Source organism: Paeniglutamicibacter sp. ZC-3 (genome assembly GCF_025847175.2).
GTDB lineage: Bacteria > Actinomycetota > Actinomycetes > Actinomycetales > Micrococcaceae > Paeniglutamicibacter > Paeniglutamicibacter sulfureus.
Genome location: NZ_JAOYTG010000002.1, coordinates 227,302 through 240,973, shown reverse-complemented (window position 1 = coordinate 240,973; position 13,672 = coordinate 227,302). Strand labels below are relative to the sequence as shown.

Annotated in this window: 12 protein-coding genes; 7 read left to right on the top strand and 5 right to left on the bottom strand. The window is 64.5% G+C overall.

The window, feature by feature from the left end:
* Positions 1-42: 42 nt before the first annotated feature.
* Positions 43-1,359: a glucarate dehydratase family protein gene (locus OIU93_RS04215; protein WP_264268830.1), complete on the top strand. Its 1,317-nt coding sequence runs from the start codon at positions 43-45 to the stop codon at positions 1,357-1,359.
* Between the two features lie 312 nt (positions 1,360-1,671).
* Here the strand turns inward: OIU93_RS04215 and OIU93_RS04210 are convergent, their stop codons facing one another.
* From OIU93_RS04210 to OIU93_RS04195, 4 genes are read right to left on the bottom strand one after another with little or no spacing between them, the layout of a single operon-like run.
* Positions 1,672-2,076 carry a universal stress protein gene (locus OIU93_RS04210; RefSeq protein WP_264268829.1) on the bottom strand — a complete coding sequence of 135 codons (405 nt, stop codon included), beginning with the start codon at positions 2,074-2,076 and terminating at the stop codon, positions 1,672-1,674.
* The gene (locus tag OIU93_RS04205) at positions 2,073-3,593 is read right to left on the bottom strand and encodes a tripartite tricarboxylate transporter permease (RefSeq protein WP_264268828.1); all 1,521 of its coding nucleotides are present in this window, start codon (positions 3,591-3,593) and stop codon (positions 2,073-2,075) included. Before OIU93_RS04205 ends, OIU93_RS04210 begins: the two co-directional genes overlap by 4 nt.
* A gap of 24 nt (positions 3,594-3,617) precedes the next feature.
* Positions 3,618-4,163 (bottom strand): tripartite tricarboxylate transporter TctB family protein, encoded by a 546-nt coding sequence (locus OIU93_RS04200; protein ID WP_264268827.1) that lies wholly within the window; start codon positions 4,161-4,163, stop codon positions 3,618-3,620.
* A gap of 40 nt (positions 4,164-4,203) precedes the next feature.
* Entirely contained in the window at positions 4,204-5,205 is a 1,002-nt protein-coding gene (locus OIU93_RS04195; protein WP_264268826.1) for a tripartite tricarboxylate transporter substrate binding protein, read from the bottom strand.
* A 168-nt stretch (positions 5,206-5,373) separates the two neighbouring features.
* Here OIU93_RS04195 and OIU93_RS04190 point away from each other — a divergent pair, with 168 nt between their 5' ends.
* From OIU93_RS04190 to OIU93_RS04170, 5 genes are all read left to right on the top strand, one after another.
* A complete protein-coding gene (locus OIU93_RS04190; protein WP_264268825.1) occupies positions 5,374-6,261 on the top strand; it encodes a LysR family transcriptional regulator in 888 nt (295 codons plus the stop codon).
* 153 nt (positions 6,262-6,414) lie between these two features.
* Positions 6,415-7,353, top strand: coding sequence for a 5-dehydro-4-deoxyglucarate dehydratase (locus OIU93_RS04185; protein ID WP_264268824.1), 939 nt, complete (start codon positions 6,415-6,417; stop codon positions 7,351-7,353).
* Between the two features lie 63 nt (positions 7,354-7,416).
* Positions 7,417-9,024: an aldehyde dehydrogenase (NADP(+)) gene (locus tag OIU93_RS04180; RefSeq protein ID WP_264268823.1), complete on the top strand. Its 1,608-nt coding sequence runs from the start codon at positions 7,417-7,419 to the stop codon at positions 9,022-9,024.
* Entirely contained in the window at positions 9,021-10,352 is a 1,332-nt protein-coding gene (locus OIU93_RS04175; RefSeq protein WP_264268822.1) for an enolase C-terminal domain-like protein, read from the top strand. Before OIU93_RS04180 ends, OIU93_RS04175 begins: the two co-directional genes overlap by 4 nt.
* 134 nt (positions 10,353-10,486) lie before the next feature.
* Positions 10,487-11,428, top strand: coding sequence for an AEC family transporter (locus OIU93_RS04170; RefSeq protein WP_264268821.1), 942 nt, complete (start codon positions 10,487-10,489; stop codon positions 11,426-11,428).
* On the opposite strand, the gene OIU93_RS04165 is transcribed toward OIU93_RS04170, so the two are convergent.
* Complete coding sequence (locus OIU93_RS04165) at positions 11,429-12,355, bottom strand: NAD(P)-dependent oxidoreductase (RefSeq protein ID WP_264268820.1); 927 nt, start codon at positions 12,353-12,355, stop codon at positions 11,429-11,431.
* A gap of 157 nt (positions 12,356-12,512) precedes the next feature.
* Here OIU93_RS04165 and OIU93_RS04160 point away from each other — a divergent pair, with 157 nt between their 5' ends.
* Positions 12,513-13,667, top strand: a complete 1,155-nt coding sequence (locus OIU93_RS04160) for a mandelate racemase/muconate lactonizing enzyme family protein (RefSeq protein WP_264268819.1) — start codon at positions 12,513-12,515, stop codon at positions 13,665-13,667.
* Positions 13,668-13,672: the final 5 nt, after the last annotated feature.

The following is a 13,672-nucleotide window of genomic DNA, read 5'->3' as shown; positions in this document are numbered from 1 at the left end:
GGAAGGAGAATTACTAGGTCTTCCGACGAATAGGACACATCGATGCCGCGCACCGACGCACAAACACTTGATCTTGACTCCGCCGAGGTGCAGACCGCGTCAATCACGGACGTGACCATCACACCCGTCGCGTTTGCCGATCCGCCGCTACTCAACGCCGTGGGCGTGCATGAGCCATTCGCGCTGCGCGCGATCATCCAGGTCCATACCGACACCGGCGTCACAGGCCTCGGGGAAACGTATGGGGATGCAGGACACCTCAAGCGCCTGAAACTGGCGGCCGACGCGGTGCGCGGCGCCGATGCCTTCAACATCAATGTGATTCGAGGGCGCATCGCCGCGGCGCTGGAGAATGACAGCGTCAAAGGCGGCCACGGAATGAGTGGCATGGTCACGGGGTCTTCAACCGTGGACCGCGTCTTTTCGCCCTTTGACGTTGCGGCCTTGGACATCCAAGGAAAGCTGCTGGGAGTCCCGGTCAGCACACTGTTGGGAGGAGCCGTGCGCGATTCCATCCCCTTCAGCGGGTACCTGTTCTACAAGTGGGCCGGGCATCCCGGCCAGGAAGACGACGCCTGGGGCGAGGCCTTGGACCCTGCGGGCATCGTGCGCCAGGCCCGGACCATGGTCGATGGCTATGGATTCACCGCGCTGAAGCTCAAGGGCGGGGTCTTTGCCCCCGAGCAGGAAGCCGCCGCCATCGAGGCGCTGCGCGCGGAGTTCCCCGATCTCCCGCTGCGCATCGACCCCAACGCCGCCTGGAGCGTGGAGACCTCGGTTGAGATCGGCAGGCGACTGGATGGTGTTCTCGAATACCTGGAGGACCCTACACCGGGCCTCGACGGCATGGCCGAAGTCCGCAAGCGCGTCTCCATGCCGCTGGCAACGAACATGTGCGTCGTCAGCTTCGCCGACTTGCCGCCGGCCATCGAGGCCGGCTCCGTCGATGTCGTGCTCTCGGACCACCATTTCTGGGGAGGCCTGCGCCGTAGCCAAAACCTAGCCGGCATTGCGCAGACTTTTAACTTGGGACTTTCCATGCATTCAAACTCGCACCTAGGCATTTCGCTGGCGGCCATGGTCCACCTGACCGCGGCCACCCCGAACCTCGACTACGCCTGCGACACCCACTGGCCATGGAAGGACGCCGCGGACGACGTCATCGTCCCCGGTGCCTTGGTGTTCTGCGGCGGCTCCGTTGCGGTCCCCACGGCACCCGGGCTGGGAATCGAGCTGGACGAAGCCCAGCTTGAACGCCTTCACCAGCAGTACCTGGACTGCGGCATGACCGAACGGGATGACACCGGATACATGCAGCGCCTGCACCCCGAATACGAGCTCGCAAGTCCGCGCTGGTGACCCGATAGAGCTCTCGATAGGACAACCCGAGAGGGCAAAGAAGTTCTTGGGTTGGAACGCCTGTGGGCCCGCTCTTACAGCGGGCCCACAGTCGTCGTTGGATGTCTCGCGAGAGCGCCGATGACTCCAGCTCCTCGAGGCCCGAATACGTAGGCAACCGGCATTTTTCCTGCATGACTTGCCGACGCGAACCTCGGTGCCTCGTCCTTCGAGAAACATCGCGAGGGAATCCACAGCGCGTCGTGCCGACTACACGGCTGTGGCCGCCTCCCAGGTAGGGAAGCGGCCACAGCCGTGTTGTGTCCAGGGAGTCTAGAAGTCCGGATTCTTTGCCTTGACGGCCAAGACGGGCCGGTCGGCTTGCAGGAGGATCCGTTGTGCGTGGGAACCCATGATGAACTTTCCCACCTGCGAACGCTGTCGCAAGCCAATGACGATCAACGACACATCGTGTTCTTCGGCCAGTTCCAGAATTTCAGAGGCGAGGTCCTCCCGATGGGTGGAGGACAGGAGCATGACGTCCACTCCGGCCGCCGAGGCAGCTTTCTCGACGCGGTCCAAATCATCGGGAGAGGCAACCGATTTGTCCACGAGTACTCCCTCACGCGCCGAATTAACGACGAACAACTTTTCGTTCCGCAGCTTTGCCTCGGCAATGGCGGTATCGACCGCGGCTTCACCCACGGGGGTGGGTACGTAGCCAACCAGAATACTCATACTTTTTCCTTAATTGATTCCGAAACCACGGACTTTCTGCGGTTTTTGAGGGCGCTCTGGACCATCGGCCAGACCGCCACGATGACGAATGCCACGATGAGCGTGGCCGAGATCGGTCGGGTCATGAACCCGCCGATGTTTCCGTCCAGGACCAGCAACGAGCGCCTGATCGAGGATTCCAGCAGGGAACCCAACACGAAAGCCAGGACCAGTGGGCCCGGATCGAATCCGAACTTCTTCATCAGGTAGCCAACGCCGCCAAAGAAGACCACCAACACCACGTCAAACATGGAGTTGTTGATCGTGTAGGCGCCAAGCATTGTGATCAACGCGGTGATCGGGGCCAGGATGGCTGCGCGGACGCGCAGGATCTTGACAAAGAGGCCCACCAACGGGATCGACATGATCAGCAACAGGATGTTCCCGATGTACATCGAGTTCACCACGCCCCAGAAAAGGTCGGGGTGTTCCTCGACCAGTTGCGGGCCAGGTGTCACTCCCTGGATCAGCAACGCCCCGAACATCAGCGCCATGGTGGCGTTCGCCGGGATGCCAAGTGTCAACAACGGGATGAATGAACTTGTGGCCGCCGCGTTGTTCGCGGTCTCCGGGCCGGCAACACCCTCGATGGCGCCCTTGCCGAATCGGGAGGGATCCTTGGCGCGTTTCTTTTCCGTTGCGTATGCCGCCAACGACGAAATCGTTGCGCCACCGCCGGGCAGGATTCCCAGGAAGAAGCCGAGCACCGAACCACGCCCGATGGCACCGGAAGCATCCTTGAGGTCTTTGCGCGAGGGCCAGGCGTTGGCCACGGCGATCGGGGCCGAGGCGGCGCGGTGGCGTTCCTCGAGGTTGTAGAGGATTTCACCCAGGCCGAAGAGTCCCATGGCCACCGGAACGAAGTCGATGCCGTCGGCCAGGGAGAGATTCCCAAATGTAAAGCGTTCGGCGCCGGTGAAGATGTCTCGTCCGGCTGTTGCCAGCAACAGCCCTACGGCCGCGGCAATGACGGCCTTGAGCTTGTTGCCGTTGCTGATGGTGGCCACAAGCAGAATGCCCAACAGCGCCAGCGCAGCATATTCCGGCGGGCCGAAGTCCAGGGCGAACTTGGCAACGATGGGGGCAAAGAATGTCAGGCCGATGATGCCTACGGTGCCGCCGATGAATGAACCGATGGCGGCAATGCCCAGCGCGGTGCCGGCCCTGCCTTGTTTCGCGAGCATGTACCCGTCAAAGACCGTGACCACCGAGCTGGCTTCGCCGGGAAGCCGTAACAGCACCGAGGTGATGGTTCCGCCGTATTGGGCACCGTAGAAGATGCCGGCGAGCATGATGATTGCCGTGACGGGCTCGACGCCGTATGTCAGCGGGAGCAGGATGGCAATGGTTGCCGCCGGGCCGAGCCCGGGCAGGACGCCGATGAGCATGCCGATCACGACGCCGAGCAGGCAATAGAGCAGGTTGGTGGGGTCTAGGACTACGCCAAAACCATCCAAGACTGGCTGGAAAAAATCCATGGGTTGACCTTCGATCGGGTGAAGCTAAAAGAGGTGGGGGATGCTGGTTCCGAGGGCGAGGATAAAGATGCCGTAGAAGGCGGCCACGACGATCAGCGAATACAGGACCGCGGAACGCCAGGACTCTCCGCCGAGGAATTTCATCCAAACGAGGCTCAGGAGCAGGGACGGGATCTCGAACCCGATAACGGGCATCAGCGCGACCATGCCCACGAGGGTCAGGATGCCAATCAGCGGAAGCCACGAGAGCTTGGAGAACTTCTCGCCCGCCCCGCCCTGTCGGCCCGCCACAAGCTGGGCGAGGCTGACCAAGGTCAAGGCGACCGAGACGGCAAACGGCCACATGCCCGGTGCCGGTTCGGCGGGGCTGCCAAGTCCCAGTTGCCAGGAAAGCAGCATGCCCGCCACTCCGATGGCTACGGCAACCAGGGTGGAGAAGAAACTGGCGGCGCGCCCGCCCGCAGGCGGTGCCTCGGCCTCCCACTGCGCCGCCAGTTCCTCGGGTGTCAGGGCATCGTCAACGTCAACGGATGGAGCGTTGTCCGGCTCCGAGGTTGGTGCTTTGGTCATTGTCGCTCCTGAAGAATGTTGAGTCTGCCGCATCGTTTTTCTACTTGCCGGAAAGGGAGATTCCGTGTTCATCGACCAAGGCCTTGTACTTCTTGGCCAAGGCGGTCCATTCCGTCACGATCTCTTCACCGCTGATCTCGCGCGGAGTCAACAGGTTCTTTTCGTTGAAGTCCTGGTATTCCTCGGTCTTGAATGCGGCTTCGAACGACTTCACGAGGCGATCCTTGACTGCGTCTGGCGTACCCTTGGGTGCCACCACCGCGCGGTACTGAGAGACCGGGACGTCGTAGCCTTCTTCGGTGGCGGTGGGAACGTCCGGGAGGAACTTGTTGCGCTCGGTGGAGAACACGACGATCGGCACGAGCTTTCCTGCATCGATCTGGGCCTTGGCTTCGCCAAGCTGGACGGTTGCAAGCTGGACCTGGTTGCCCAGGACCGCAGTCACCGCCGGTGCACCGGAGTCAAAAGGAACCTCGGTTCCACCGATCTTGGCCTGCTTGAACAGGACCGCCTGGGCCAGCTGTGAACCCGTTCCCACGCCCGTGGTTCCGTAGGTGAACTTGTCCCCGGCCGCCACGATATCCTTGATGGATTTGACGCCCGCCGCAGGGTTGGCCACCAACACGTAGTCGTCTTGGGACAGGCCAACGAGGACGTCCACATCGTCGAGGGTGACGGCTTCGGCTTCACCCACGGCCAGTGGGGTGATGGTGATCAGCGAAGCGTTCAGGGTGGCCAGGTCGTAGCCGGTGGCGGGCTTGCCTTCGAGCTCCTTCATGGCCAGTGCGCCGTTGGCACCGGGCTTGTTGACCACGGGCATTGGCACTCCGAGGTCGGTGCCTGCGCTGTTTGCCAGGGCGCGGGCGATGAGATCGGTGGATCCGCCGGGCGCCGCCCCGACCGTCAGGTTGATCGGGTCTGCCGGAAAAGTGTCGCTCGTACTGGCTGAGCCGGCTACGTTGCCGCCACATGCAGTGATGGCCAGTAGCGAGGAGGCAGCGACGACTCCAAGGATGGTTCGGCGAGTGGGGAACTTCTTCATTAGTTGCTCCTGGGCGTTTTTTCTGAGTCGAGTGGAACCGCGGGGGATGGCCTAGATGTTTCATCATGTGAACGGCATCACGCCTGCCCCGTAGAACACCGAGCTTAGGAAGTCAGTATGATGCATGTCCAAGCCCAATACTGCATTGAGTGATACCCGGAAGGCATCATGTTTACATTGGAACAAGCACGCAGCTTTATCGCCGTGGCAGAAGAGCTGCACTACGGCCGGGCGGCGGAGCGACTGAATATGACGCAACCGCCTCTGAGCCGCCAAATCCAGAAGCTGGAAAAGGAAATCGGCGCGGAGCTCCTGGACCGCAACAATCGCCGTGTTGCGCTGACCGCGGCCGGGCAGGCCTTCCTCACCGAGGCCCGAAGCATCATTACGTCGGCACACAGGGCGCCGGTCATGGCCCGGCGCATTGCCGCGGGACGTGCCGGGATTCTGCGCATCGGATTCACCGCCGCATCCGGATACACCTTGCTCGGCCCCCTCCTGACGGAGATTGCCGAGCACATGCCGGAGATCGACATCGATCTGCGGGAGTTGGTCACCGGCGAGCAGATCCAGGCCCTGGTTGACGGGGACCTGGATCTCGGCCTGGCCCGGCCTCCGTTTGATGCCGACATCTTCGAATCCCAACTACTTTTTTCCGAGAACCTCATGCTGGCGACACCCACCAACCACCCGCTCAACCAACTCAAGCGACCCGTCACCGCAGCAGACCTGCGCGATGCTCCGCTGATCATGCACTCCCCCACCCAGGCCCGATACTTCTACGACCTAGCCGTCCGCCACATGGCCATCGAACACAAGAATGTCGTCCACACCGTGAGCCAGATCCTCACCATGATCGCGCTGGTGGCGGCGAACCGCGGGGTCGCATTCGTGCCCGAATCCTCCATGGCGCTGGGGATCGACGGGGTCAATTACCTTCGGCTTGCCGGGGTCGAAGGCGACATCGTGGAAATGCACGCAATCTGGAACCGCGAAATCCGGAACCCTGCGATCACGAGCCTTTTGGAAGTCGTCCGAGAGCGGGCCGCGGAGTAAGGCTTTGTGATACCCAACGAGTATCAGTCAATACAAATATGGGCTTGGACATGCATCGATAGTGCTACCTAGGCTGGGGTCAACGAACAACACCATCGTCCGTCGCCACCAATCCACGTCGTCGTGGAGGCGCCCAGCTTTAGGAGTATCCCCATGGCCACGTACACCCCCGCCGAACTTGCCACCACGCTCAAGGACGGGCTGCTCTCCTTCCCGGTGACCGCATTCGATGCCGACCTGGAAATCGACGAGGCCGCCTACCGCCGCCACCTCGACTGGCAGTCCAGCTTCGGCGTCGCAGGCCTCTTCGCCGCCGGCGGCACCGGCGAGGGTTTCACCCTCACCCCGGAGGAATCCGCCCGCGTGGTGCGCATGGCAGTCGAGGAAGCCGGCTCACGCGTGCCGGTGCTCGGCTCGGCCGGAGGCTCCACCAAGCAGGCCATCCTCAACGCCCAGGACTCCGAGGCCGCCGGCGCCCAGGGCCTGCTGTTGCTGCCGCCGTACCTGACCGAGTGCGACCAGGACGGCCTGTTCGCCCACGCCTCCGCCGTTTGCTCCTCAACCTCCACCGGCGTCATCGTCTACAACCGCGCCAACGCCATCTACTCGGCCGACACCGTGGCCCGCCTGGCCGACACCCACGAGAACTTCATTGGATTCAAGGACGCCACCGGGGACATCGAGCACCTGACCCGGGTCTACACCAAGAACGGCGACCGCCTCTTCTACCTGGGTGGCCTGCCCACCGCCGAAACCTTCGCCCTGCCGCTGCTGCAGCTGGGCATGAGCACCTACTCCTCGGCCATGTACAACTTCGTTCCGGAGTTCGCCCTCGAGTTCTACCAGGACGTCCGCAACCAGGACCGCGCTGCCGTCACCGAAAAGCTCAAGCGCTTCGTGCTGCCGTACCTGGACATCCGCGACCGCGTGGCAGGCTACGGCGTCTCCATCGTCAAGGGCGGCCTGAAGGCCATTGGCCGCGACGCCGGACCGGTGCGCCCGCCGCTGCAGAACCTCACCGAGGCCGACCTGGCCGATTTGGGCGCATTGCTGACGCAGGCAGGCCTGATGCCCGCCGCCGCGGCCGTCTAGTCCGGTCTCGCAGGACGCACCGACATCACCACCGATATACCCACCTTCCGACGCAGGAGCAGCATGTCCACGGATACCCAGCAACTGACCGGCCAGTCCATCCTGGCCGGAGCCCACACCGACGGAAACGGCGGCGAGGTGCGCGGCTTCGACCCCGCCACCAATCAACCGCTCGACCCGGCCTACTCGCTGATCGACACCGACCAGCTGCGGCTGGCCACGGCGGCGGCCGAGGACGCCTTCGAGTCCTTCCGTTCCCTTGATCCGGAAACCCACGCCGCGTTCCTCGAGGCGATCGCCGCGAACATCGAGGCCGTGGGCGAGGAACTGGTGGCCAGGGCCATGGCGGAAACCGGGCTTCCGGAGGCGCGGCTGACCGGCGAGCGCGCTCGCACCTGCAACCAGTTGCGGCTCTTCGCCCAGGTGGTGCGGGCGGGCGACCACCACGGGGTGCGGATCGACCCGGCGTTGCCCCAGCGCACGCCGCTGCCGCGGCTGGACATCCGCCAGCGCAAGATCCCGGTGGGTCCGGTCGCGGTGTTCGGTGCGTCCAACTTCCCGCTGGCCTTCTCCACCGCCGGCGGGGACACGGCCTCGGCCCTGGCCGCCGGCTGCCCGGTGGTCTTCAAGGCCCACAACGCCCACCCGGGCACCAGCGAAATCGTGGGGCGGGCCATCACCGCCGCCATCACGGAGGCGAACCTGCATCCGGGCATCTTCTCACTGGTTTACGGGCCGGGCGCCAGCATCGGCCAGGCGCTGGTCTCGGACCCGCGCATCAAGGCCGTGGGCTTCACCGGTTCCCGCGGTGGCGGCACCGCGCTGATGGCCACCGCGGCCGCACGCCCGGAACCGATCCCGGTCTACGCCGAAATGAGCTCCATCAACCCGGTCATCTTCTTCGCCGGGGCACTGGGCGAGGACGCCGCCGGACACGCCAAGGCCTACCTGGGCTCGGTCACCGGATCCAGCGGCCAGCTCTGCACCGCCCCGGGCCTGGTCTTTGTCCCGGCCGGGGAACGAGGCGACAAGTTCGCCGAGGCCCTGCGCACCGAGACGGCCAACGCCGCCGGACAAACCATGCTCACCGAAGGCATTTTCAACTCCTGGGTCCAGGGTGTCCACAACCTGGGATCCCAGCCCGGCGTCGAGGTCCTGGGCCGCGGCAAGCAGGGGACGGGCGAGAATGCCCCGGCCCCCTCGATCTTCTCCACCGGGGTGGCACAGCTGCTGGAGAACCCGGTGCTGCACGAGGAAATCTTCGGCGCCGCCTCCCTGGTCATCCGCTACGAGAACGCTGTCGACCTGGCCACCGCACTGTCCAAGTTGGAGGGTCAGCTCACCGCGACCCTGCAGCTGAACGACTCCGACCACGAGCTGGTCGCCGCAGTGCTGCCCATCCTGGAGCGCAAGGCCGGACGCATCCTGGTCAACGGCTGGCCCACCGGTGTCGAGGTCGGCCACGCCATGGTCCACGGCGGACCGTTCCCGGCAACCTCGGACACCCGCACCACCTCGGTCGGAACCCTGGCCATCGAGCGCTTCCTGCGCCCGGTCGCCTACCAGAACATCCCGGACTCCTTGCTGCCCGCCCCTCTGCAGCAGGCCAACCCCTGGAAGCTGACCCGTCGCATCGACGGCACCCTGAAGACCGCCGGAGAACAAGCATGAGCACCAAGCAACCCACCATCGCAGCCATCGAGGTGGTCCCGGTTGCCGGGCACGACTCGATGCTGCTGAACCTCTCCGGCGCCCACGGCCCGTTCTTCACCCGCAACATCGCCATCATCACCGACTCCGACGGCCGCACGGGCCTCGGTGAGGTGCCCGGCGGCGAGGCGATCCGCAGCACCATCGAGGAGGCCGGCGAACTGCTCCTCGGCGCCCCGGTGGCACGCTACCGCTCGCTGCTACGCGAAGTCGGCACCAAATTTGCCGATCGCGACGCGGGCGGGCGCGGCGCGCAGACCTTCGACCTGCGCACCACGGTGCATGCGGTCACTGCCATCGAATCGGCGCTGCTGGATCTGCATGGCCAGTTCCTCGGCGTTCCCGTCGCGGAGCTGCTGGGCGACGGGCAGCAGCGCGATGCGGTACCGATGCTCGGCTACCTCTTCTATGTGGGCAACCCGGATGACACCGATCTGCCCTACCTGCGCGAACCCCACGGCACCGATGACTGGGAGCGAGTGCGCCGTGAAGTGGCCATGACCCCGGCGGCCATCGTCCGGCTCGCCGAGGCCGCGCAAAAACGCTACGGGTTCAAGGACTTCAAGCTCAAGGGCGGCGTGCAGGAAGGCGATGCCGAGGTCGACGCGGTCATCGCCCTGAAGCAGCGCTTCCCCGAGGCCCGCATCACCCTGGATCCCAATGGCGGCTGGCTGCTCAAGGACGCCATCCGACTGGGCAAGCGCATGGCCGGAGTCGTGGCCTACGCCGAGGACCCCTGCGGTGCCGAGGGCAAGTTCTCCGGGCGCGAGGTGGTGGCCGAGTTCCGCCGAGCCACCGGCCTGCAGACGGCCACCAACATGATCGCCACCGACTGGCGAGAAATGGCCCACGCGGTGCGCACGAACGCCGTGGACATCCCGCTGGCCGACCCGCACTTCTGGACCATGGCGGGATCCGTGCGCGTGGCCCAACTCTGCAACGAGTTCGGACTGACGTGGGGTTCGCACTCGAACAACCACTTCGACATTTCCCTGGCCATGTTCACGCAGGTCGGTGCCGCGGCGCCGGGCGAGATCACGGCTCTGGACACCCACTGGATCTGGCAGGACGGGCAGGGGCTGACCGAGGAGCCGCTGCTGATCCGCGACGGCGAGATCAAGGTGCCCGCGCGGGCGGGCCTGGGCGTCACCCTGGACCGCACGCGGCTGGCCGAGGCCCACGAGCTCTACCTGCAGCACGGGCTGGGCTCGCGCGACGACGCGGCGTCGATGCAGTACTTGATTCCCGGATGGGAATTCAACGCGAAGTCCCCGGCGCTGGTCCGCTGACGCAGACCTTGCAAAACACCGTTTAGAAGGCAGGGACGCGGGAAACGTTCGTCGGAACGTTCCCCGCGTCCCTGCCATGCTTAAGCGCGGGTGCGGATCGCGCCCGCTTTCTCTACGCCATCTCGGGAGGCCATGTGCAGGGAGTGCTCCAGGGCTTCACGGTCGTGCTGACCCTGATCTTCATCGGGCTGGCCACCGCGCGGTTCTTGCCGCGCAAGCGCGAATCGATTGCCGCCGGGTTGACGCCGCTGATCTACTACATCACCAACCCTGCGCTGATGTTCACCCTGCTTGCCGAGACCGACCTGCGCTCCGTGATCGGAGTGTTTACCCCGATAGCGCTCATCACCGCTGCGCTGACCGGCGGCCTCTACGCACTGTGCGCCAAGCTGTTCCTCAAGGTTCCGGCGACCCGGCTTCCCGGTGCCGCCATGTCCACCAGCTACGTCAACGCCGGAAACATCGGCGTCCCGCTGGCGCTCTACGCGGTGGGCAGCACCAACCCGGTGGTCTCGGTCCTCATCGCCCAGCTGCTGCTAATCGCCCCGGTCTATCTGTGTCTCTTTGCCTTGGCGGCCCGGGCCGCAGGAAACCAGGAGAACCAGACCCCGCTGGCCAAGACCATCCTTAGGTCCATCGCCAACCCGGTCACCATCGCCACGTTCGTTGGCGCGCTCTTCGCCGCCTTCAACCTGCACCTGCCCGAGGTCATCAATATCCCGCTAAACATGTTGGGTCAGGCCTCCATCCCGCTGCTGTTGATGGCATTTGGCATGGCGCTTTTCGGGCAGCGACCGCTGGCCGAAAAGTCCCTGCGTGGCGAGGTCTTCCTCGCCACTGGATTCAAGATGCTCTTCATGCCGTTGGTGGCCTGGGTGTTTGCCGCCTTCGTTTTCAGGTTGCAGGGCACCGCCCTGCTCGGGGTGGTGATCATGGCGGCGCTTCCCACGGCACAGAACGTGCTTCTCTTTTCCCAGCAGTTCCGGCTGGAAACCACGGTGGCCCGTGAAGTGGTCCTCTGCAGCACGCTGCTGGCCTTGCCCGTGACGCTGGGGATCACGCTTCTGCTGGGCTGATCAGGCACCGAGCCCGGGATCCGGCTGGTTGAGAAGTTCGGTGCGCCAGCTTCGCTTGGGCTCCCAGCCCAGGACGGTGCGGGCACGTTCGATGCTGAAGGCCGGGGAGGTCCCGACCAGGACGGCCGCCAGTTCCTCGCTGCCCGGCACGTAGCGCGGCAACAATTCGTTCAGCGGCCGGGTGGCCAGGGCGTCGGCCGCGCCCACGAAGAAAGTCGAACCGTTCTCGATGAGATCCATCTTCTCCAATAGCAGCAGCAGGAAATCGGTGACGTCCCGGGCGTCGACGTAGTTGAACAGCGAGGGTGCAGCCAGGTCCGGGTCTTGGAGGCGTTCGGTGACGGTATGCCCCTGCTGGGTGGGTGAACCCTCCCATTCTTCGGGAGCAATGACGTAGCAGGGCCGGAAAGAAGCGAATCGGGCCTCGTTGCCCCTGGCCGCGGCAAACATCGACGCGACCTGCTCGGCCACCAGCTTGGAAAGCCCATAGGCGTGCCACGGCAAGGTCGGGGTCATCTCGTCCAGCGGGAATCGTTCGGGCAACCAGCCTACAGGTGCCCCATAGCCAATGACGGTGGGGCTGGAGGCCAGCACGATCTTCTTGCACCCGGACTCCAGCGCTGCCGAGGCCACGTTGTGCGCGATGGTCGCATTGGTCTTCAGGATCACCGCTTCCGGCGCGCTGAACGGCACCGCGATGGCTGCCAGGGAGATGACAGCATCCGGACGGGCTGAGGCAAAGGCCTCGAGGGTTTTCTCGGTGTCCAGAAGGTCGACCGAGAGGTACTCGGCCCCGGGCTCCGGGGCCTCGGGCAGGCGTTGGTCAACGGAAGTGACTGCGTGGCCGGCGGACAGGAGTCCTTGGACAACGCTGCGTCCAAGTCGTCCCGAGCCGCCTGTGACCAGAATATGTTCGGTGTTTCCCATGTCTTGAACATTACCTCCCGGCTGGAACCGGTTACGGGTAATCCAGTGTTGGTCCTAGACAAGCATCGAGCCCGACCCTATATTCTGGTGAAGTGGGAAGACCCATGTCCGGCCCGAAATCTGCCAAGCAATACCGATCCTTCAAATGGAGCACCCCATGCCAGCGCCAGAGCCCCGAGCCGAACAAACCGTTGAATCGGTTCAGCTGCTCCGGGTACGCATGCCCTTCAACGCGGCCCGAAGCGCGGAGCCCAGCAACGAGAGCATCGATGAGTTCAATGCCTCCTCGCGAACCTTCACCTCCATGGAATCTTTGATGGTCAAGGTGACAACCAGCGAAGGGCTGATCGGCTGGGGCGAGGCTTTCGGGCACAAGGTCAACGACGTCACCTGGGCGGCGCTGGCATCGCTGGTTGCCCCGTTTTACCTGAACAAGCCCGCGGATCCGGCGTCCCTCAACGACCAGGCGCAACGCGCCTTCCATGCCTTTGGCCGCACCGGCCCGGTCCTCTATGCCATTTCCGCCCTCGACATCGCCCTGTGGGATATCAAGGCACAAATCGCCGGCAAACCGGTGCGGCAGCTTCTCAACCCCGATGCACGGAATAGCATTCGGGCCTACGCCAGCTTGGTGCATTACGGGGAAGACCCGGCCGAGGTTGCCCTGCAGATTTCCCGTGCACAAGGCCTGGGTTTCGAGGCATTCAAGCTTCATGAATCCAGCTACCCTGCGATCGCCGCGGCCCGGACACAGGCAGGTGCCGCCGCGCCGCTGATGGTGGACGTCAATTGCCGTTGGAATGAAGCCGACGCGACGGCCGCCATCGACTCGTTCCTGCCACTAAATCTTCGCTGGCTCGAGGAACCCCTGTGGCCGCCGGATGATCTCGAGGCCCACCGCCGGCTGGCTGACCGGGGCATTCCGCTGGCCGGCGGTGAAAACACCTCCGGCGCCGAGGCCCTGGATGCCGCGCTCGCTGTCGGCGCGCTGGGTGTGGCCCAACCAAGCATCGGCAAAATCGGCGGATTCAGCTCGATGCTGCGTTATCTTCCGCCCCGCTCCGACGCAGCCGTGGTGGTTCCCCACTGCTTCTACTACGGACCGGCACAGGTTGCCACCGCCCAGTTCATCGCCGCCATATCCCAAGAGGTCCGACTGGAAGCCCCGCTGCTCATCTGGGACGAGCACCTGCATCCCTTGCATGCCGCACGGGCAACCCTGAAGCTACCTGACGTACCGGGCCTTGGATTCACCCCGGACGCGGGGGTGCTCGAAAGGTACCTGGTCGACCGCCGCGTCCTGGATGCGTGAGACCC

Excerpts from the sequence above, each read along its gene's own strand:
- OIU93_RS04215 (WP_264268830.1), top strand. The coding sequence starts at position 43 with ATGCCGCGCACCGACGCACAAACACTTGATCTTGACTCCGCCGAGGTG.
- OIU93_RS04205 (WP_264268828.1), bottom strand. The coding sequence starts at position 3,593 with ATGGATTTTTTCCAGCCAGTCTTGGATGGTTTTGGCGTAGTCCTAGAC.
- OIU93_RS04185 (WP_264268824.1), top strand. The coding sequence starts at position 6,415 with ATGGCCACGTACACCCCCGCCGAACTTGCCACCACGCTCAAGGACGGG.
- OIU93_RS04210 (WP_264268829.1), bottom strand. The coding sequence starts at position 2,076 with ATGAGTATTCTGGTTGGCTACGTACCCACCCCCGTGGGTGAAGCCGCG.
- OIU93_RS04195 (WP_264268826.1), bottom strand. The coding sequence starts at position 5,205 with ATGAAGAAGTTCCCCACTCGCCGAACCATCCTTGGAGTCGTCGCTGCC.
- OIU93_RS04200 (WP_264268827.1), bottom strand. The coding sequence starts at position 4,163 with ATGACCAAAGCACCAACCTCGGAGCCGGACAACGCTCCATCCGTTGAC.
- OIU93_RS04165 (WP_264268820.1), bottom strand. The coding sequence starts at position 12,355 with ATGGGAAACACCGAACATATTCTGGTCACAGGCGGCTCGGGACGACTT.
- OIU93_RS04160 (WP_264268819.1), top strand. The coding sequence starts at position 12,513 with ATGCCAGCGCCAGAGCCCCGAGCCGAACAAACCGTTGAATCGGTTCAG.
- OIU93_RS04175 (WP_264268822.1), top strand. The coding sequence starts at position 9,021 with ATGAGCACCAAGCAACCCACCATCGCAGCCATCGAGGTGGTCCCGGTT.
- OIU93_RS04180 (WP_264268823.1), top strand. The coding sequence starts at position 7,417 with ATGTCCACGGATACCCAGCAACTGACCGGCCAGTCCATCCTGGCCGGA.
- OIU93_RS04190 (WP_264268825.1), top strand. The coding sequence starts at position 5,374 with ATGTTTACATTGGAACAAGCACGCAGCTTTATCGCCGTGGCAGAAGAG.